The sequence below is a fragment of the Dactylosporangium sp. NPDC049525 genome (assembly GCF_040676755.1).
Lineage (GTDB): Bacteria > Actinomycetota > Actinomycetes > Mycobacteriales > Micromonosporaceae > Dactylosporangium.
This window is the reverse complement of the sequence record NZ_JBFAPO010000014.1, coordinates 69,032-89,258: the sequence shown is the minus strand read 5'-3', so window position 1 is coordinate 89,258 and position 20,227 is coordinate 69,032. Positions and strand designations below refer to the sequence as shown.

General features: G+C 69.4%; 10 protein-coding genes. 7 read left to right on the top strand and 3 right to left on the bottom strand.

The genetic code is table 11. The features are described from left to right. Nucleotides 1-78: 78 nt before the first annotated feature. Complete coding sequence (locus AB0K00_RS21680) at nucleotides 79-4,728, bottom strand: FG-GAP-like repeat-containing protein (protein WP_363523268.1); 4,650 nt, start codon at nucleotides 4,726-4,728, stop codon at nucleotides 79-81. A gap of 1,419 nt (nucleotides 4,729-6,147) precedes the next feature. Here AB0K00_RS21680 and AB0K00_RS21675 point away from each other — a divergent pair. The 7 genes from AB0K00_RS21675 to AB0K00_RS21645 all read left to right on the top strand — a co-directional run bounded on the left by AB0K00_RS21675 (nucleotide 6,148) and on the right by AB0K00_RS21645 (nucleotide 18,888). Continuing rightward, nucleotides 6,148-6,408, top strand: a complete 261-nt coding sequence (locus AB0K00_RS21675; RefSeq protein WP_363523267.1) for a hypothetical protein — start codon at nucleotides 6,148-6,150, stop codon at nucleotides 6,406-6,408. A 753-nt stretch (nucleotides 6,409-7,161) separates the two neighbouring features. After that, a complete protein-coding gene (locus AB0K00_RS21670; RefSeq protein WP_363523265.1) occupies nucleotides 7,162-7,365 on the top strand; it encodes a hypothetical protein in 204 nt (67 codons plus the stop codon). Nucleotides 7,366-7,676: 311 nt separating this feature from the next. Beyond that, nucleotides 7,677-7,916 carry a CPCC family cysteine-rich protein gene (locus AB0K00_RS21665; RefSeq protein WP_363523263.1) on the top strand — a complete coding sequence of 80 codons (240 nt, stop codon included), beginning with the start codon at nucleotides 7,677-7,679 and terminating at the stop codon, nucleotides 7,914-7,916. A 2,044-nt stretch (nucleotides 7,917-9,960) separates the two neighbouring features. Beyond that, nucleotides 9,961-12,429: a bacterial transcriptional activator domain-containing protein gene (locus tag AB0K00_RS21660; protein ID WP_363523261.1), complete on the top strand. Its 2,469-nt coding sequence runs from the start codon at nucleotides 9,961-9,963 to the stop codon at nucleotides 12,427-12,429. A 2-nt stretch (nucleotides 12,430-12,431) separates the two neighbouring features. Next, complete coding sequence (locus tag AB0K00_RS21655) at nucleotides 12,432-13,679, top strand: hypothetical protein (RefSeq protein ID WP_363523259.1); 1,248 nt, start codon at nucleotides 12,432-12,434, stop codon at nucleotides 13,677-13,679. 524 nt (nucleotides 13,680-14,203) lie between these two features. Further along, nucleotides 14,204-17,464 carry a BTAD domain-containing putative transcriptional regulator gene (locus AB0K00_RS21650; protein ID WP_363523257.1) on the top strand — a complete coding sequence of 1,087 codons (3,261 nt, stop codon included), beginning with the start codon at nucleotides 14,204-14,206 and terminating at the stop codon, nucleotides 17,462-17,464. Then, a complete protein-coding gene (locus tag AB0K00_RS21645; RefSeq protein WP_363523255.1) occupies nucleotides 17,461-18,888 on the top strand; it encodes a hypothetical protein in 1,428 nt (475 codons plus the stop codon). The genes AB0K00_RS21650 and AB0K00_RS21645 overlap by 4 nt, the downstream gene beginning before the upstream one ends. 422 nt (nucleotides 18,889-19,310) lie before the next feature. On the opposite strand, the gene AB0K00_RS21640 is transcribed toward AB0K00_RS21645, so the two are convergent. Together AB0K00_RS21640 and AB0K00_RS21635 are read right to left on the bottom strand one after the other, a co-directional pair. Continuing rightward, nucleotides 19,311-19,772: a hypothetical protein gene (locus AB0K00_RS21640; RefSeq protein WP_363523253.1), complete on the bottom strand. Its 462-nt coding sequence runs from the start codon at nucleotides 19,770-19,772 to the stop codon at nucleotides 19,311-19,313. Nucleotides 19,773-19,943: 171 nt separating this feature from the next. Beyond that, a complete protein-coding gene (locus AB0K00_RS21635) occupies nucleotides 19,944-20,186 on the bottom strand; it encodes a hypothetical protein (protein ID WP_363523251.1) in 243 nt (80 codons plus the stop codon). Nucleotides 20,187-20,227: the final 41 nt, after the last annotated feature.

Genomic DNA, 20,227 nt, shown 5'->3' with positions numbered 1-20,227 from the left:
GGGTCCTCATACCTACCGTCCGTCCAAAGTCCGAGTGCCGAGAGCGGGCGTACTGCAAGAAGAGCGACATATCGAACTTCAGCGCCGTTGGGCGAAGACGCCGACTGGTGTCCAGCCGCCGGTGAGGGAGGTGAGCGGGGCGACCTGGAAGCCGTTGCCGACGGAGACGTTGCGCCAGGCGTAGAGCATGTCGCCGGCGCGGCCGATGAGGTCGGTGTAGCCGTCGAGGTCGTAGTCGCTGGTGAAGACGGCGGTGACGGATGCCCACCCGGTGCCGACGTCGTAGGACGGTCCACGGCTCAGGACATGCTCGACGGTGGTATTCGGGATGAGGGTGAGCTGGTCGTTGTTGGGGGTGGAGAACGCAGCTACGTCGATGCGGCCGTCACCGTTGAAGTCGCCAGTGATGATGCGGCCGTAGCCGCCCCACTCGGTGCCCAGGGACACGCGTGGGGCGATGTGGTAGGTACCGCCGGTGTAAGTGACCCGGTAGGCGAAGCCTTCGGTCGCGTTGCGGCCGATGAGGTCGGTGATGCCGTCGTTGTCGAGTTCCGCGGCCCAGGTGCTGGTGATGGTGGTCCAGCCGACGTCGGCGGCGACCCGGGTGCCGCGGCTCGGGCTGCCGATGCTGCTGGTATTCGGGATGATGTACAGGGTGTAGCCGTCGGTGCTCCAGCCGGCGATGTCGATCTTCTTGTCGCCGTTGAAGTCGCCGGTGACCAGACGTGTCACCGCGGACCAGTCGTTGCCGAGCACGACGTACGCGGCGAGGGAGAAGCTCCCGGGAGTGCTGGTGTTGCGCCAGACCAGCAGGTCGTTGGCGCCGTTCTTGCCCAGCACGTCGACCTTCCCGTCGCCGTCCCAGTCGGCGAGGGTGAAGAGGCTGACCGTGCCCCAGCCGGACGACACCCCGGTGGACACCTGCCGGCTGAGCGTTCCGCCGCTGGTGCTGCCGAGGCTGATGTACATGCTGCCGCCGGAGTTGTCGAGGTACAGCAGGTCGGGGAGCAGGTCGCCGTCGAGGTCGACGATGTTGCCGGCGGCGGGCGGCAACGCCGGGCGGGGGGTCATCGCGCCGCTGACGAGGTGGTTGTCGGCGAATGTCTGGACGTCGGCGATCTGGCCGGCATACCACCCGGTCCTGGTGTCGCTGTTGAGCTGGGCGCCGATGACGAGGTTGCCGGTAACGGGCCAGGTGACCATCGGGTAGTGGTGGGCGGTGGCGGCGAGGGTGCCGTTGACGTACAGCGCCATGATGCCGGTGGCGGCGTCGAAACCCGCCTCCAGGTGCGTCCACACGCCCAGTTGTGCCGGTTGCACGGCGCGGGCCTGGTCGAAGGACCAGCCGGTGGTGTCCGCGGTCGCCATCTCGAACCGCCACGTTTTGTCGGTCGGTTCCAGGCGCAGGAAGAACCTCGACGTGTGCGCGCCGTCCTCGGAGAGCACCACGCCGCCGGCAGCGACGGGCTTTGCCCAGGCGGAGATCGAGAAGGACGCGGTGGTGTCGATGAGCCGGCCGTTGGAGACCAGCGCACCGTTCGGTGAGGTGATCGGTGCGCCGTTGGCGTCGACGTTGAGCATGACGTCGGGGCTGAACAGGTCCCCGGTATGCCAGGCCGCGGCACCTGCGCCGGTCAGCGTCGCGGTGCCGATCGCGTCCGGTGCGGTCGTCGCGGCGCCGGTCGTGCCGGTCGCGAGGGTCCACTGGTGGGTGGCAGTGGACAGCGTCTGCGGGCTCTGCGCGGTGAGCGTCGCGTTGGTGCCGGTGACGTTGCTCGTGACGTACGTCTTCGCGGTCATGCCCGCCACGGTGCGCAGATCGGTGATGCCGTCGTGATTGACATCCATCGCCTGCAGTGACAGCACAGCCCCGGTGTTCCAGCCACTCGCCGCAATGGTGTGCGCGGTGTAGCTCAGTGTCCCCGTGTCCGGGTCAGCGGTCACTCCGGTCCAGAAGTACAACCCACCAGTGGTCTTGTTCCACAGGAACATATTCGTCGTACCGCTCGCGGTCTGGCTGGTCGCCAGGGTCCAGTTCCCCCAGTCCGTACCCCCGGTCGGCGTCAGGGTGCTCAGCCCGTACGTCATGAAGTACCCGCCGGTGAAGTTCGTGTTGGGAAAGTAGTTCAGACTGCTGCCGTCGCTGCTGACCCCGAGCAGGTCCGGGTAGGCGAGGTTGTGCCCGGCGGCATTCCCGGCATTGACCAACTGCGTCGGGTACCCGCCCGCCATGTCGGTGATCGCGCCTGCGTATACAACGGTCGCCGCGTACGCCGGCTGCAGGGTGCTGCCGTCGCCGTTGCCGTTGATGATGACGGCGTTGCCGGCGTTGGCGCCGGTCGGGTAGTAGACGAAGACGTCCTGCAGGCCGCTGCCGGTGAACCGGCCCGAGACGACCTGAGTGCCGTTGTAGGCGGCGGGGCCGGCACCGGCAAACGGCGCGGTGCCGTTGACGCCGATGTCGGCGGCGATCGTCTGTAGAGGGCTGCTCGACGAGCCTCGGGCAAGCCACAGTCCTGCGGGCAGACCCGTGCCGCCGACACCGACTGACGTGAGGTCGGCGTTGCCGTCACCGTCGAAGTCGTGGTCGGACTGGGTCGCCGCTGGGGCGGCGTTGAACGTCAGTGTCGCGGTATCACCAAAGTTCCCGCCGGCCGAGGCTGCCGTGACGGCGACGGTGTTGGTGAACCGGGTCGGCGTCACCGAGACCGTCGCGTTGCCGTTCGTGGCCGTGACGGTGACCGGTGGCAGCCCGTTGATCTGGTACGTGTAGGTGGCGGGGGTCGAACTACCCGCGTCGCCGGTGATGTCGATGGAGGTTGGCTGGCCGATCGTGCTGCTGCCGGTCATCGTCAGCACCGGCGCTCCGGGACGCGTCGGGTCGAACACGAACGAGCATGTCGCCGACCAACTGCTGGAGACGATGCCGTCGGTGGTCTGCACGTGCCAGGCGAACGTTGTCGCTGTCGTGGGGGTGCCGGCCGCCGCCTTGAGTACCGTCTCCGGCACCACCAGCACTGCCGTGCTACCAGACGGATACGTCAGGACGTTCGGGTCCGACGATGCCAGAAACGTTCCGGGCGTTGAGGCCTTCCACAGTTGGAACGCGACGCCGAGCGTGCCGCCGTTCGGGTCCGACACGGGCGCGTAGAGGCTGACGTTGCCGTCACCGACAGCGGTGGGTGTCGTCGCGGTGCAGTCGGTGCTCGGCGATGTGGTCAGACCCGACGGTGTGGCCGGCGGATGGTTGTAGGTGATGTTCAGCTGCGGTGTTCCCGCGTCGAACTCCTTGTACCCGTTGGTGTTCGAGGCCTCGTCGACCGCGGTGAACACGAACGTCTGCGTGCCCTTGTGCGCGGCCACGGCACTGTTGACCGCCGGCAGCACGTTGAATCCGACGCTGGCCGCGGGGCAGCCGCTGCTGTAGCCGTGCGCGGTGACCGGGCCGTCGACCTTCGAGCCCAGGTTCACCGACGACCACGAGTCCCAGGTCGCGTTCGCGCTCGTCAACGTCGTCGCCGGGGCGAACACGTCGATCTCGCTGGCGGCGCAGGAGAACGAGTACACCTCGGTCATCGTCAGGCTCGCACTGGCGATCGTCGCCCCGCTCAACACTGACGGGATACCGAAGTTGATCAGCGTGTGGGACCAGATGCCACCGCTGCCGGAGTTGCCGACCTGCATGTGACCGGTCGGGTCAGGCGTCTTGTTGTAGTAGTTCGAGCCATGGAACTGCTTCGGGACCGTCGCCCACGCCGACTTTGACACATTGACCGGCGTCCAAACCGGGTCGTAGTACAGCGGGTACACGAGATCTGCCGCAGCGAGAACCGCCGGGTCCGGCGTGAGGACAATGTCAGCGGCACTGACCTTCACGCCGAGCGCCACGATCCGCGCCGCCTTACCAGGACCGCGCGAGTTGGAAACCGCCGGGCGGCGCGTTGACGGATCGACGCCGCCCTGGTCCTGCGGAACGGGCTGAGCGCTGGCCTGTGCCGTAGCCTGAGCGCTCGGCGGGGTCTTGGGCTGGGCACTCGCGCTCGGTGAGGCACTGGCAGCAGCGGTCACACTCGTTGAGACCCCGGGCTGGGCGGTGGCCGAGCCGGATGGTGCCGCACCGCTTGCCGCCGACTTCGCGACAGCTGAGTCCCACATCATCGGGGTCGGCGCGGTGAAGGCCGCATTGCCGCTGCGATCCACTGCAGACAGGTTCCCCGCCGTGTCGGCACGAACGGTGAGCCCAGCGGTCTGCAGCCCGATCCGCACCGTCGCCAGTGCTGCGGCTGCGGCCGCGTTCCGCACGACGAACACCTGACCGAAGCCGCCCTGCTCGTCCACAGTGACCTGCAGGTCTACGCCCGGCAGCACATCGGTGTACGTTGCCGTCGCACCGGACAGGGTCGGCCGGGGCAGTGTCATCGGCGCTTGCAAGCTCATGCGCCGGCCGCCATTGTCCAGGACCGCAAGCGGACCGGTCCCGCCATCGGACAGTACGACTGAGCTGGTGGTCACACCCGGCACGATCGTGCCGTCGGACGTCAGCCGAAGGACCGGATCGAGGGCGAGCCACTCCTGACCGACGCGCTTGCGGACCGGTGCCGCCGACGACGTCAGCGTGAGGGAACCATCCGGGTTCGCAGACACCGTCGACGTCGGGGTAGTCGCGCCGTCGACGGGCACCGCCTTGCCGGTCGCCCGCGCCTTCGCCAACGCCTGCTCCTGCGTCACGGCGGTCGGCGTAGTCGGTGCCGAGTCCGGAACCTCAGGAGGTGGAGCGGCCGACGCGCGGCCGGCCGACATGCCGGCACACAGGAGCGTCACCACCGCCAATACGGACAACCGACGCGTACTACCGACAGAAAACCACCGCATGCGAGCCGCCTCTGCGCCAAATGCGAGTCCGTCTCGCCCCCGCGACGAAGAGAGCTTCATTTACGAATGGAAGATCGTCAAGTGCTGCTGATTGCCGGGTTGTCCGGTTCATGCCCGAACGGACATTCTCGATGCCCCATGTGATACAGGTCTCAATACCACCATACAGTAAAACTAGACCATTGCCATTGTATGGCTGGGGTGATGGAGGCAAAGATCCGTCTTGCAAAGATGAATATTCCGCGTGAGGCCCGTTCCTCTGCAGCGGTGCCCGGGTTCGACAACGCCGAGCAGTGACGCACGCCGCATCACATCCCACCGCTCCAATGAACGAAGGAAACTGCGTGTCCGGCGACACCTTTTACCCGACCGCTGCCAGCGTATTCAAATAGGTCTGTTCACTCGGGACCAGCCCAATGGACGCTCCGCGTACCACAGGGGACTTCTATAGCATCGACGATCACCACATCAGACGTATGGCAGTGTTCCTTAATTGAGCGTTCGCTTTCCGTGGTCAGCATGCAATGTTGCATCACCTATCGGAACGGATGAAGTGGGGCGCACCAGCTTCACCCCACGACGGCTGGCTCAACACCCGCCGCGGCCCGACACGAACTCCACTACCGGCGGCTCCGACGGCGTATGGAGGACCTCGACAAATACGGCCTGAACTTCCCGCCACTCACGGCATGGGATATTGGGTGGGCAACTCCGCTCGCATCCCCGTCCATCGGCCCTTCATGGGGAGGCGCGTTCCAGGCACGGCTCAAGCCGACCAGCCGAACCACAGCCCATCGCGGTCCAGACGGAACAGCGAGGCGAGTGACGACAGGCCGGTCGACAGAGGTCGCCGGGTGCTCAGGTCCTTCCCGGGCGGGCGCAACGGCACTCGGATCACGGTCCGCAGGGCACCCACCGTCGAGCACACCTACCGCGTCGTCGAGCACGGATATCCGTCTACGCCATCAGGGACGTCGGCCGTCCGCCGTGAGACGTCCCGATCCGGGCGTGCCCCCAGGTGACTCACCCCGATCGACGGTATCGCCGACCGAGCGGCAGCGCAGGCGTCGGCCGAGCGGAGCCGAGTGCCTGAAGCGGTCACGGCGGCGGTCGCCGCCCGGCTCCGCGCCGTGGTCAAGTCGATCCGGGCGCGGTTGCCGGTGCGTGCCCGTGGCGCGGTGCGGCTGGATGGAGCCGATGTGCGATAACGGCCATATGTAACGTGTTCGCGAAAACGCTCGCGAGGTCGAGCGATTCACCGAATAATACCTGCCGATGGCAATGGGCGACCTCTTCCGCTTGGCTCTCCAACGGTTCGGAGGAAAGACCGCACCTGCCGTTGCTTCCGCAATAGGTGCGGCTACGAGTGGTTCCGGCCTCACTGCCGAGAGCGCTGTCCGAGCGTGGGTTCAACGTAAGCTCCGCATCGGCGAGTATTCGCCTGAGGAACTCGATGATATTGCCGCCGAGGTCATGGAAGCAATCGCGAAGCAAACCGAGGACCGAGCTCAAGAACTGGAACGCTGGCTGACCTGAGCTGACATCGCCGTCAGTCCAATGTGGCGGTCGCCGATTCGGAACAGCCGTGCTGATTGCGGGCGACGGAGCGCTGTCGATGCGTCCATCGATATCGGCGGAGCCGATGGCCGATGAACGGATTTGCTGGAGCAGCTGCGCGCCCGGCTTGCCGACCGGGGCGGCGACCTGCGGCTGCTGCCCGCTCCGTCCGAAGGCGGGGCCGGCATCGATCGCGGTGGCACGTACATCCGCAGGAGCAGATCGATGTACTCGCGGCCCTGCGTCACAGATTCGATCCAGACCCCGACGACCGGGTTGTGCCCGAGGCCAGAACACGTCTTGACTCCGTCGTGAATACCGTCGCGTTCCAGACGCCAGTCAGGTGATGCCCGGCCGGACGTCCGAATGACCGCGGCAGCCAGTCGGGCGGTTCCAATTCCGACGTCACCTAATTTGCTGGCAGCGCAGCGGACGGTTCGAGCCGGGGCGGGCAGCTGGCCCCGACCGCTTGATCAGCTGCGCGCATCTAGCCGCCGGTCGTGTTCGGCAAGGGCGGCCGCGCACGATGTGGCCCTGCGCGGCGTCGCCAGTAATCGTCACGCTCCGTACGTCGCGATCTGTGCGGCGGCGCAGACTGCTAGCCGTGCACGGTTTTGACTCTGAGCGGGCGAATGATCGGCCGCTGAGGACGCACGGGATTGCTCTCAAACCATGCCGAGGCAGGCGCGGCGTACCCCGATAGGGCTTGCGTGAGGCGGTCACCATTCACATATGGAGTGGAGCGCGGCAGTTGTTCCCGTAGTAAGTGACCTGTCGTTCGAGGTCGACGGTGGGCAGGTGCTGTACCGGGTAGTGCGGGCCGACACGACCTGGCGGACGGCGTACAACGCCGAGTACGCGCGCCTGGGCGGCATGGCGCGGGCGGCGGCACAGCGGGCGCTGGAACTGGAAGCCTTCGACGAGGGCGTCGTCTGAGATCCCAGCTTGTAGCCGTGCCCCCGCTCGGGAGGTCAGCTGCGCGAGATGCCCGCCGGTTCAGGGACGTAGACCCTCACCCGCCACCGTGCCTGCTCACGCGGGTGCGGATCCCAGGTCGGCAACGGTGGCAAGTGGTGGCTGAGTGCGTAGATCGCGGTGACGGCGATGCGCGCGTCGGTCTGGCAGCTGTAGCCGTGCATCACTGTGGTCGTCCCGTGATGAGGGCAGCCTGAATCGGCGAGCGGATCGGCCCCGAGCCGTCTTGGCGCTGCTGTCGGTGCCGTAGGGAATGTGGAAGGCTTGCCGGCGTGGGTCAACCAACCTTGCCCCGGTGCGCGTGCTGCGGATTCCGGACCGGCTGCAGTACCTGTCCGGTCTGCTACTGGACCGACGACGGCCGCGGCGAAGCACCTGCCGACACCATGGCCAACAGCCCCAACGGCGACCTGAGCCTCGCCGATGCCCGGCTCAACTTCAGCATCTACAACGCCAGCACGCCTCGCTACCAGCATCTGGTGCGCCCACCCCGCGACGACGAACGACCGTAGCGCGGCACTCCAAGCCATGACGGTGATCACTGGCGGGCCGGGGCCGGGCCGGCGGCGCTGACCGCGCGACGGGGCAGGATGCGCGGCTGGGGAGGCCACAGACGGCGGCCTCGCCCAGCGGACGCTGATGGTCTCTGGTGTGAGTGACCGCGGTGCGGCCAGAGCACGCTCCAGGGCCCGGCTTGGGGAACTGCCCCACGGCGTTGCCGCAGGGGCGAGAGGCGAGTAACGGAAACAGCTGGACGTCCCGGACTGCACTACCGGAGGTTGCCCTCCATTCGGGTATGGCCCCGAACGTAGCGAAGCGACCCCGGTGGTTTTGACCGCGACGGCAGTACTCAAAGACCGAGCCGACGCTACTCATCTTTGGCGTTACGTGATGTTCAGGTCACCCCCGGTCGACTATTGCAGCTAAGAATTCCAATGTGTCGATCGGTGGAGTGGTCCGGCTGGGGCTGGACTTCGGGCCGTCTCGGTTGCGGGCTGCGGTTGCTTGGCCGGATGGCACTGCGATGGTGCTTCCGTTGGCTGGGGTCGGCTGGCTCGACACCAGTGCGCTGGTCGATGTCAGCTTGGTCGCGTCGGCGCGGACGCGGGTACGTGGGGCTGCTGCTGATGGTCCGGGGCGCGGCAGTGGGGGCGTCCAGTCACCGTCGGATGATGCTGCGGCTGTGGTGTTGTTCGGCCAGGTTGCGTCGGCGGCTCGCGAGGCGGTTGGTGGCGGTGTCGATGTGGTGACGCTTGCGGTTCCTGCTGGGTGGGGTTCCCGGCGTGCGGCGGCGTTGCGTGACACGTGTCAGCGCGCTGGGCTGGGTGTGGGGAAGGTGATGACCGCGGCGGTGGCGGTGGGGTGGCACCTGCTCGCTGGTGGTGTCCAGTTGCCAGCGGGTGGCGCGGTCCTGGTGTGTCAGGTCGGGCAGGACGGCTGCACCGCGACGGTGCTGCGCCGGACCGAGGCCGGGTTCGAGGGACTGTCCAGTGTGGATGCCGTGACGGTTGCGGCTGGCGTAGCTGGTCCTAGGGCAGACGTCTTCGGCGGTCGTGGTGGTGCTGCAGCGGCGGTGTCGGTGGGTGAGGTAGCTGTTCGTGCTGTCGCCGGTGCCGAGTTGGCTCCGGGTTCGCTCGGGTTGGTGTGTGCGGTCGGCTCGGCAGCGGACAGCCCGCGGGTTGCTGAGGAGTTGGTGCGGGCGACGGGCGTGGTGCCGGCGGTGGTGGCGGAGGCCGAGCTGGCGGTGGTGCTGGGGGCGGTGCAGGCGCCGATGCCCGCGCCTGCGGTGGATGCGGGGCCAGAGGTTGGTTGGTTGGACTTGATGGCGGCGATGGTGCCGGTGGTGTGGTCGGTGGCGTTGTTTTGGCAATTCGTTGCTGGCGGTGAGCGGTATGGGCTGCGGGAGAAGGTGTTCGACAGGGGGATGGTGCTGGCTGCGTGGGGAGGGCTCGCGGTGGCGGCGCAGCTCGGGATGATCGCGGTGGTGGGCGGGTTGGTGGTGACGACCGCGTTGCGTGGTGGCGCAGGAGCGGACGGAGGTGGTGCGTCCCTGGTCGGGTGGGTGCGGCATCGGCTGGTGGCGTTGGCGTTGGTGGGTGGTGCGGTGGGTGGGCTGCTGGTGGCGGCGGTGTTCGCGATGGTCGCGGCGGGTTCGTTCGATGTGGATCTGTGGCCGTTGCTGCGGTGGTCGGTGTTCCCAGTCCTCCCGGCTGCGGTGGCCGTGTTGATCCTGGCGGTGGTGGTGTGGCGTCGTCCGGAGCCGCCGGACGGGTCGTGGTTGACGTGGCTGCGGTTTCCGCCGTCGGTGACGATGCTGGCCGGAGCTGGCGCGTTCCTGGTGTCGTTTGATGAGCGTGGCAGCCCGTGGATGTTGAATCTGCTCGCCTGGCCGTTGGAGCAGCAGTTCCCGACGACCGGCGGTGAGATCATCGGCCCGGTCGGGCGGCTGGGCGGGGCGTGCATCGGCGCGGCGGTGGGCCTGCTCGTCGTCCGCCGGGTCGTGCACCGCCTGTTGTTGGCGGTGCCGTTGGCGCTGTTGGTCGCCGGTACGTTGGTGTGGCGGGTCACCGGTACGGTCGCTGTCGGGTTCTGCCTCGCGGTCGCTGGTTGGTGGGCGGCGCGCACGGCGTGGCTGCTGCTGCGGCCGAAGCTGCTCACACCGCCGTCGACGCCCGAGCAATCGCCCACGAGCAACGCGGGCCAACCTCATTGGGCGCACGGCAGGTCGGATTCGGACGCGAGTTCACCGCATGGCGGTACGGGCGGCGGCTGGTGATCACCCGGCTGTTCCGCAACATCGCGTCCGGGCTCGTGTTGCTGCTCGTGCTCGCTGGGTTGCCGGCGGGGCTGGTCGTGGTTCAGCGCACGGCACAGTGGGACTGGCGGCAGCTCGTCGCGGATCCGCTGTCCGACGGCGGCGCCGTGATGGCGGGCGTCGGCGCGGGATGGCTGCTGTGGCTGGCGCTGCTGGGGATGGTCGTGCTCGACGCCGTTGACGCGGCCCGGCACGTCGGACGGGTGCCTCGGCTGCCGGTGCCGTTGCATGCCGCGGTCACCGCCCTGGTCAGTGGGGTCGTGCTGGCGGTCGACGCGGCTCGGGGTGGTGGGGCCGGAGGTCCGGCGGACCATCATGCGCGCACGTCGAGCGTTGCGGCGACGCCGCCGGCCGCGCAGGACATCCGTGACGCACGAGGCTGGGTCCCGGTTGCCGGCGAGCGCCTCGGGTCTCGCTCTGTGCTGACGGTCATGGGTGTGGAGGTCCCGGGCGGATGGCTGCCCGTGCCGGTCACCGCCGCCATCACCGCGGCGGCGACGCTCATGTGGGCGCAACGGCGTCGCCAGTACCTGCCACAGTCTCCTGGCGGTTGGCGTCGCGATGACGAGGATCTGGCGCCGTTGCCCGCCGTGGTGGACCGCTTCGCCCGGCTGACGCGCGCGGCGGTGGAGGCTGACGCAGACTGCGCTGCGATGGCCTCTGACGACGAGGACGTCGACGGACCGGTACCGGACGCGGCGATGGTGTGGCCTGTCGAGGCGGTGCTTCCGGCCGCAGGCGTCGCGCTGGTCGGGCCGGGTGCTGTTGACGCTGCCCGAGGGCTCCTGCTGGCCGTCACCATCGGGCAGGCGGCCAGTGCGAAGGTGCTGGTGTCGGAGGGCCTGTGGAGTCCACTGCTCGGCGCTGACGCCGTGGCCGGCACCTCGGGACGAATCCGGGTCGTCGCCGACCACGCGTGGTGGCCGGTCTCGTCAGCATCAGGCGGGTCGGACGCGGCCACGATCGTTGTCCTTGCCGACGCGGCAACGACGAGCGTGCCGGTCTTGCCGAGGCACCTGGCAGCGGGTGACGGTGTCACGGTCCGAACGGTGGTGGTTGGCGCCGCTGCGGGCGTGCACACGTGGCATGTGGCCGGCGACGGCCGATTGCACGCGGTGGCTGGGCCCGCGCCGGTCGTCGGCCGGTTGCCCGTGCTGAATCTACCCACCGCGCGTACGTTGGCCGGCGCTCTCGGCATCGTGACGGCCGTCGTCGAGCACCTCGACGCTGCGGTCGCGGGTCCCACGCAGCCCTCCGAACGACAACACACGCACCACACCGTGCCCGGTACCTGGTCAGCAGGCACCTCGAGCGCCCGCCCGGTACGCGGAACTCCTGACGCGCCGCACCTGTCGTCGCGGCCGGATCCGTGGCCGGATCCGCCGCCGGAGGAAGCCGGGCGGCCACGGCGCCTCCTGGTCCGCGTGCTCGGCGTCCCGGAAGTACTGCTGCCCCATCCGGACGGCAGCCACAGCACGGTGCAGATCCGCCGGTCCGCCGGCCAACAGATCCTTGTCCTGCTCATCGTCCACCGCGCCGGGCTGAGCGCGGCGGAGCTGAAAGAAGCGATCTGGCCCGACATCCCCAGCAGCGTGGCACACCGTCGGTTCCTCACCACCGTTTCCGAGCTCCGCCGCACCCTGCACGATGCCGCCAAGGTTCCCGTTCTCCTGCAACGCCAGCAGAACGGCGACCCCGCTGGCGCGTGGTGCCGCCTCGACGCCCGCGCCGTCCAGGTCGACCTCTGGCGACTCCAAGCCCTACTCGACGCGGCGGCGGCCGCCATCGATCCGATCCACCGCCACCAGCTGCTCGGCGAAGCTGCCGCCCTCTGCCGCACCGACCTGTCCGGCGAGCTCGCGCAGGGCTGGGATCACGAGTGGCTCACCGTCGCCCGGGAACACGTCGCACGCCACCAGATCGATGTGCTCACCTACCTCGCCGACATCGCGCCCGACCAGGCGACGGCAATCCAGCTCCTACGGCAGGCACTGCATGTGTCCCCGACGAATGAGGCCGTCCACCGCATGCTGATGGCCCTGCACGCGGCCGCCGGCGACAGCGCCGCCATGCGCCGGGCGGCCGCCGCCTACGCCGAGCGTGTCGCCGAGCAACACCTCACCCAGGACCCGACACGCGTGCGCCCCGTCGACACGCCGCAGCCGGCGTGGGCGGCACGGCACGGTCCGTCCGCATCCACGAGGAACTAGCCATGCAGACCCCTGACCAGCAACACGACGCGGTACCGCGTGGCCAGGACAGGCTCGCCGACGCGTCGGCAACGTCAGCCCATGGCGGGGGAACCCCGGCCGCGAGCACCGCCACCCCGACGGTACTGGTCGCGTTCGGCACGCCACGCAACGCTCAGATCCGGCCCGGCCAGCGTGTCCGGCTTCCCCGACTGCCCGACACGCAACGCCCACCCGCCGTCATGCCACCACGAGGACACACGGCACGGACCCGTCGCCGTGCGCTGCAGGCGGGCGCCCTCGTGGCCGCCGTCGTCATCGGACTCGTCGCCGTGCTCGCCGTCCTGAGCAACTCCGGGCCCGGCCCGAGGGACCTTGTCCGCGACTTCTTCAGCCAGCTGACCGCCCGCGACACCAGCAGGCTCCCCGCCGCTGCGCGGTGCTCGAGGAACCCGCTGTGCCAGCCGGGGGCGCTGCGGGTCGGCTACCAACCACCGGAACATCTGCGCATCGAAAGCGAACGCTCGCAGGCACCGTCGTCGCCTCGGCCCGGGACGAAGGAGCGGCTCATCAAGGTCTCCTATGACATCGATGGGCAACACCTGACCGACGCCGTCACCGTGCTCTACCAACGCGCCGGCATCTTCAGCGGCTTCTGGTCCATCTCCGACCCGCCGGGCTCGACCATCACGATGCCGAAACCAGCGATCGCACCCGCAACACTCGCCGCCGCCAAACTGGACATGCCGACACCCGAGGAGCAGTTGACGTTCTGGGCCCCGCCCGGCCGTTACACCGCCACCAGACCCGGCAACGCACTCTACGAACCCGCTGAAGCCACCGCCGTCGTCGCTGACACCCCCGTCACCATCACCCTGCCCGCCACCCTCAAACCGACCCTGACCACCCACGTCGAGCAACAGATCCACGACCGAATCAACGCCTGCGCCGCGCAACGCGTGTTCAAACCAGACACCGACATGTCCTCCCCCAACCTGCACAACTGCCCGATGGTGCACCTCACCCCATACGCGATCACCACCGAGCCACTGTGGACCGTGCAGCGGTATCCGACCATCCGACTCGACACCCGCCCCGACGGCACCGTCACCGTCATCACCATCACATCCGGCAAGGCCACCATCCACTACCAATGGTCGCTGTCCATCCGCGACCCCCGCGACTGGAACACGGTCACCGCCACCTACGACCTCAACGTCGACGGCTTCGCCCGCGACGTCGACGGCAGGACCGAATGGATCGCGGGCTGACGCCGATACCCGCCCACCACTACGCAGCGCATGCCGGCCGCCCGTCCACCACCGCAGTGGACGCCGTACTTTGTCGAACCTGACACTGGCAGGACGCCAACACCGTCCAGGAACCCGCCCGCCGCCGGCCGGGTCGCCGTCAAGCGGGCACGGCTGCGCCCCACCACGTCCCGCTACCCAAGGATCGGCCACCCGCCGGTAACGGACCCCTGCCTTCCCATGCCTTACGCGTCGTTGTCGCGACCGTTCGGCTGAACCGGGTGTGGGACGGAAGGGGCCCTGGTGACCTGCGGTGTTACCAGTGTGATCCGGTGTGATCCGTGTGAACGCCGAGATCGGGCGTCGCGACCGACCGCGGGCTTAGCGTCATCGGTGTCCATCGACACCGGCCAGCATGGAGCACGATCGTGATGCTTATCGGGCGCCCGCACCCTCAATACGATCCGGCACTGCAGGACGCGCCGCGCAGCCGGCGGACCTGGCAGCGGCCGCGGTACCGGCTGGGTCGTCGCGTCGGTGTAGTGGTGCGTCACCTCACCGGCGTGCTGGCGCTGCTGTGCACCCTGTTCGGCCTGCCTGCCGGGCTGATCACAACCCGACAGGTGTGGCTCGACCTGGCCTTCGACCTGGACCTCGCCGCCGTGGTAGCGCAGCCGTTGGGTCCGCCGGTGCTCGTGCTCACCACGGTTGCCGCGGTTGTGCTGCTGTGGGCATGGCTCGTCGTCGCCACCACCGCGGACGTCGCCGCCGTGCTCATGCAGGGAGCTCGAGCGGCCCGGCTCCTGCCAGCGCCGTTGCAGACCACCGTCACCACGTTGGCCGGTTCACTGCTGCTGGCGTTCACCACGGTGACCGCCAGCGTTTCGGCCGCCGGCGCGGCGTCGGCAGCCGCGACGGCCGCGCACACCGCCGGCCCACCGACCGCGGCCCTGCCGGCAGCCGCCGGCGCTTCGTCGGGCAGACCCTCCGTCACCGCGTTGCCGACCTTTACGCGCACGTCCGCAGACACCGTCGCTCCCTCGCTGCGGCAGACCACCGCTGCCGGTGCGACGGTGAGGCACGGTGTGCGGCAGCCGATGACGGTGACCGTGCGGCGGGGCGACACACTGTGGAGCATCGCCGAACGGTGCCTGGGTGACCCGCACCGGTGGCAGGAGATCTACCGCCTCAACGCCGGCCGCTACGACCGGACCGGACGTATGGGCGGCGGCAACCACATCGAACCGAGCTGGATTCTCATCCTCCCGGGCGACGCTCGAGACCGGTCCGCCGGGACCGATCCCGGCGGCGGCTCTGCGGGCGCGCCGCCGTCGGGCCAGGCGCAGCCGAGTAACCCGGCGGCAACGACGACGTCCACCGGGCAACCGTCCGATGACGGTGTTACCGGCCAAGACCCGACTGCCATCCCGCGCGTCCCCACCGTGACGGTGACCGCGAGCCCTGCAGGATCCGGGCCCGGCCACGGCTACCAGTCCGCTGAGGCCGGCGAATCCGGGACAGCGCGTCCGACCGAGCGTGCCGCAAGATCCGGGATCGGCCTGTTCAGCGGCAGCTGGGTCGACGCCGGGCTCGCCACCGCCGTGCTCGCCGCCGTCGCGCTGGTCTGGGCGCACCGCCGCCGCCGCTACGTGCCACGAGCCTCGGCATCCCGATCCGACGACACCGAACCGACGGCGATGCCCGCGGTCATACGGACGCTGCGTCAACGCGCCGGCGCGTCCCGGGCGGCCGCCGCCACGACGATGGCGGGCAACGGACGCTCGATCAGCATCCCAGCGCCGGACGACACGGATGTCGTCGGGCTCCTGCCGCCCGCAGACGCCGTCGAACCGGAACGCGCCGACGGGGCCGAGACCCGAAGGCCCACGTCGGCGGACCCCCACGCGACGGCAGTGGACCGGTGGCCGACGGCCGCGCTCGGCCTGGTCGGGCCAGGCGCGGAGGCCGCCGCGCGTGGACTGCTGGTCACCGCCGCCAGCGACGGGCTGGACGACCAGGCGGCCCGAACGGTGGTACTGATCCCGGCACCAGTCGCGCGACGACTGTTCGGCATCGAGCCCGGCCTCCCGGACACGCCCCGGATCGTGATCACGCCCGGGCTTGCGGACGCGCTGACCCATCTCGAAGCAGTCGTGTTGCACCGCAGCCGAGTCCTGCAGGAACACTCCCTGCCCTCCGTCGCCGAGGTCCGCCGCGTCGACCCACTCGAGGAACCGATGCCACCGACGATCCTGCTCACCGACACCGACACCGACACCGGCCCCGACAACGATGCCGGTTCCACCGAGACCGGTACGGGCGGCTTCGCCGAGCACCGCGGCCGAGTCGCCGCGTTGCTGCGGCAGGGCCGCCACCTGGACGTGCACGGTGTACTGCTCGGCGACTGGCCCGACGGTGACACCATCGCCGTCGGCACCGACGGCACCACCCGCCCAGCCGGCCACACCGACGCCCAGCCCGGCGCCGCCGACCACCTCCAGACCCGCCATACCACGGACATCGCACGATTGACGGTGCTCACCGCCGGCGAGGCCCTCGACCTGCTCGCCGTCCTCGCCGAGTCCCACACCGGCGAGTGCCCAACCTTCAGCCCCACACAACCGGCCCAGGTCCCACGCGGCGACCAGATGCCCGCACCGCCCGACGGAGCCGCTGGCCCCGGCCAGAACCTGACACCCGGTACCGACACGACCGCCGATATCGACGCCGTTTCCGCGTCCACCGCCGCAACCGCGGCGACGCCGAACGTGGCAGACAGTCCGCAGGCCAGTCCAACCCCCGGAGCCGTTGCGGCACCGCCGGACGAGGCGGCAACGCACGGTCCAGCGGCTGCCGTCTCCGGCACGACGGCCCCTGCAGAGCCCAGTGCAGAGCCCAGTCGGCTCGAACGACGTGTGCTGGTGCGGCTGCTCGGTCCACCGACGGTGGTGAACGCCGACACCAGCCGGGGAACGCTGCGGGCAAAGTCACTGGAACTGCTGACCTATCTGGCGGTCCACGACGGTGCCGCGCACTACGAGTCGATCCTCGACGACCTGCTGCCCGACGCCCCGGCCAGCAAAGCCGTCCACCGCCTGCACACCTACGTCTCGGACCTGCGGCAGGTGCTGCGCCGCACCGGCGGGGCCGGCACCTACCTCACCAGAGACGGACAGCGGTACCTGCTCAACCGCGAAGCGTTCGACATCGACCTGTGGCGGATGCGGCAGGCAGCCCGCGAAACAGCACTCGCCGACACCCCGGACGGCCGGATCACCCTCTGTCAACAGGTGGTCCAGGCGTACCGCGGGCACCTCGCCGACGGCGTCGACTACGAATGGATCGAGCCGCACCGCGAGGCGGCCCGACGACAGGCTATCGACGCGACGCTCACCCTCGCCGACGCGCTGGCCGACGAGCCCGGCACCGTCATCCGCATCCTCGATGCCGCGATCTCCCACAGCCCGTACACCGAGGCGCTGTACCAGGCCGCGATGCGCGCGAACGCAGCCATCGGCCGCCTCGACACCGTCCGCGCGCTGCGTCACACACTGGCCCAGCGGCTGGCCGACCTCGACACGGAACCGAGCGAGGAAACCGCCACCCTCGCCGACCGGCTCCTCACCTCCACACCCACCGGCCGGCGACACCGACCACGCCGAACCGATCCCGGCCGCCCCACCGCAGCTGCCGCCGTACCCCCCGTCGACCAGCCGGTGCCACGCACCACACCGGCCGCGCACGTCCCTGATCAGGCAACGACGGCACCGCCGGACCGCAGCGCCGGCACGGAGGCGGCAGCATGAACCGCACCACAGCCACCGAACCCGACATCACCGGACTCCAGTCCGGCACGAACCGACCGGGCGCAGGCGGGACAAGAGCACCGCATGCCGGCGCACCAGCCTCGCCGACCGGCCGGGATGACATCGACGCTGAACTCCTACGGGCGGTACGGCGCGCGACACTGACACGCCGAGTGTTCTACCTCATCGTGATCATCGTCGCTCTCGCCGGTCAGGCGTCCGGCGCCGTGCAGACGCTGCACATCCCGCTGCTGTGGGCGATCCCTGCAGTTGCCGCACTGGAACTCGGCGGCGTGGTGATCCTGTCCAACGCGGACGTGCGCCGCCGGCTCGGGGAACGAGCCACCGGCTCCCGGATCCTGTCCGCGCTCATCGCCGCGGGCGCGGTGGTATTCAACTGGACCTCGCACCCGCAACCGCTGCACGGCGGGTTCTTCGCCGGGATGTCAGCACTGGGATACCTGGTGTGGTCCACCGACGCCGGCAACGCCCGCCGCGACCGGCTCCGCGCTCACGGAGCCCTCCCACCGACCACCCCGGCCTACGAGCCGCTCGGCCACTGGCTCCGGCACCCGCAGCTCACGCACCGCGCCCGGTCGCTTGCCAAGGCGAACCCACAACTCGGCTTGTTCGCCTCGATCGCCGCAGCCAACGCCCAACTCGACGCCGAACGACGCCGGAAGGCGATCGCGACAGTCCTGCACCGCAAGATCCGCGCTAACGTCGACCCGGCCACCGCGGACATTGCCGTCGCCGTGTACGACCTCAACGAGATCGCGAACCGGCTCGCCGACCGAGCAGACTACGAAACACTCACCGACCTCATCGCCCGCGACCTCGCGCCGCCGCAGCTGGCAGATTCGCCCCACCGACCCGACCGGCCACCGGCCACCCCCGCAAGCCCGACGACCGCCGGGACACCCCTGCAACAACGAACACGGCTGTTCCCCACAGACACGGCGGCAGATCAGGCGGCCACGCCGCTGACCCAGCCGTCACGGCCCACAGCGCCGCTGTCGGGCAACCTCTCCAGCGATCACACCGAGACCGATGCCATAGACGTCGCGACGCACGACATCACCCACGCCAGCGCGGATGCGCCTGCCGCTGTCCCCGCCATCGACGACGCATTGCCGCCTGACGCGGAGCGAACCGGCGCCGACAAAGCAGCACAGAAGGGCGAACCGCGACCGCCATCCGGCGTGCCCGCCCCTGGCCAGACAGAGCCCGTACAAACCACCCACATCAGTGCCGCCGCAGCGGGCGCTGACGGGTCTGCCGGACCGGACGCAGGCCCTCAGGAGACCGCAGCAGCTGTCGCCTACTGGCGGCGGCGCGAACCCGGCATCAGTCCCGGGGAAGTCGCAGCCCGCGTCGGCCGCTCAACACGCACGGTGTATCGCCACTGGGACGCCATCGCCTGACAGCGTGCATTGCCTTGCCGGCAGGGCGGGTGTCCCAGCGGAGACTACCGGTGGTGCCGGTACAGGGAGGAGGTGGCGCGGCGGTCGCCGCCTCGGTTGAGGCAGCGGCGCCGGGTCTCGCCGGATGATGCTTCGATCGGCCGACATCGTAGAGGGCGGCGAAGACACCTCGCTGGACATGTGTTCGGGGTTGTCGTCGACGCCGAGGAGGAGCGCGCCGCCGGTTGCGTCGTCGAGTGGCCAGCGGGACTCGGAGTGGACGTCGCACAGCGCTGCGAGAACCTCTGGTGCCGGAAGGGTGGGTATCGCCGCCGAGCGAGGCCGACGCAGCCCCGTTACCCGCGGAGCTGGGCGTCGCCGAAGGGACCGCGCCGCCGTGTTCGCCGACGCGGTCCCAGGCCGGTGCTGTGGTCGTCGAGTTGTCACGCGGCGGAGAGCGCCGCGCCGGGCGTCCGCCGTGGCAGGTGATGGTCAGGACGCCAGCGGTTGATAGCGCAGGCGGCGCTGGTGAACCAGCCGGTGAACCTGCCGGCGTTGCCGCTTCGTACGGTAGCGCGCCCGACGACGGTGCCCCTCCGCTGTCGGGCTGGTACGGGCCGGGTGGCGGCAGTCCGGTTGGGCACCGGCGGGCGGGACGTCGCCGGTGCGGGTGCGGTGGGGCGGCGAGCGACGCGCAGTGCGCGCTGGGCGTGGACAGCGGCGGTGCACGGGCCCTGCTCATCGGCGCAGCGCAGGTTGCTGCAGTGTCCGTCCGATCCTGTCTGGTGCTCGATCATGACGTCGACCGCCAGCCGCCACAGCAGGACGTCGACGACGTCGTACGGAACGGGCACGTCGGCGGAGGGCCGGTACCGGTCACTGCTGTTGGTGGTGTCGGTGTGCATGGCGTCGTCTCCCGTGTCATCGGTTGCCTGGGCAGTCGTCATCACCCGGGCAGCGGTGATGACGGCGCGGTGGCCGGCTGCCGGGTGACGGCACCATTGATCGACGCTTGACTCTCGATGAAGGTCAAGTCGTCCTGGCCCATGCGACTGTTTGCTGCGCGGCCGGTGAGGCTATTCCTGCCGGACAGGCGGTTCGGGAGCCGGTGGCTGGGGCGGTTGGACCTTGACGAAGCCGAACAGGCGGGTGATGAACTGCAGTCGTCGGGTGCTGTAACGGTCGGCGAAGCCGCGGCAGACCGCCGGTTGTGCTTCTGGATGGTTTCCGTACGGAAGCATGTCGTGGCAGATCACATAGCTGCCGTCGGCGACCGCCTCGCTGACGATCGCTTTGAGCCTGCCGGCTGTCAGGTGCATCCGGTTGCCAGGGTTTCTCTGCACCACACAAGAGCGCGATC

Bases quoted from the DNA above. Each gene is read 5' to 3' on its own strand.
- AB0K00_RS21675 (WP_363523267.1), top strand. From the start codon at position 6,148: ATGGCAATGGGCGACCTCTTCCGCTTGGCTCTCCAACGGTTCGGAGGA.
- AB0K00_RS21670 (WP_363523265.1), top strand. From the start codon at position 7,162: ATGGAGTGGAGCGCGGCAGTTGTTCCCGTAGTAAGTGACCTGTCGTTC.
- AB0K00_RS21655 (WP_363523259.1), top strand. From the start codon at position 12,432: ATGCAGACCCCTGACCAGCAACACGACGCGGTACCGCGTGGCCAGGAC.
- AB0K00_RS21645 (WP_363523255.1), top strand. From the start codon at position 17,461: ATGAACCGCACCACAGCCACCGAACCCGACATCACCGGACTCCAGTCC.
- AB0K00_RS21640 (WP_363523253.1), bottom strand. From the start codon at position 19,772: ATGCACACCGACACCACCAACAGCAGTGACCGGTACCGGCCCTCCGCC.
- AB0K00_RS21635 (WP_363523251.1), bottom strand. From the start codon at position 20,186: ATGCACCTGACAGCCGGCAGGCTCAAAGCGATCGTCAGCGAGGCGGTC.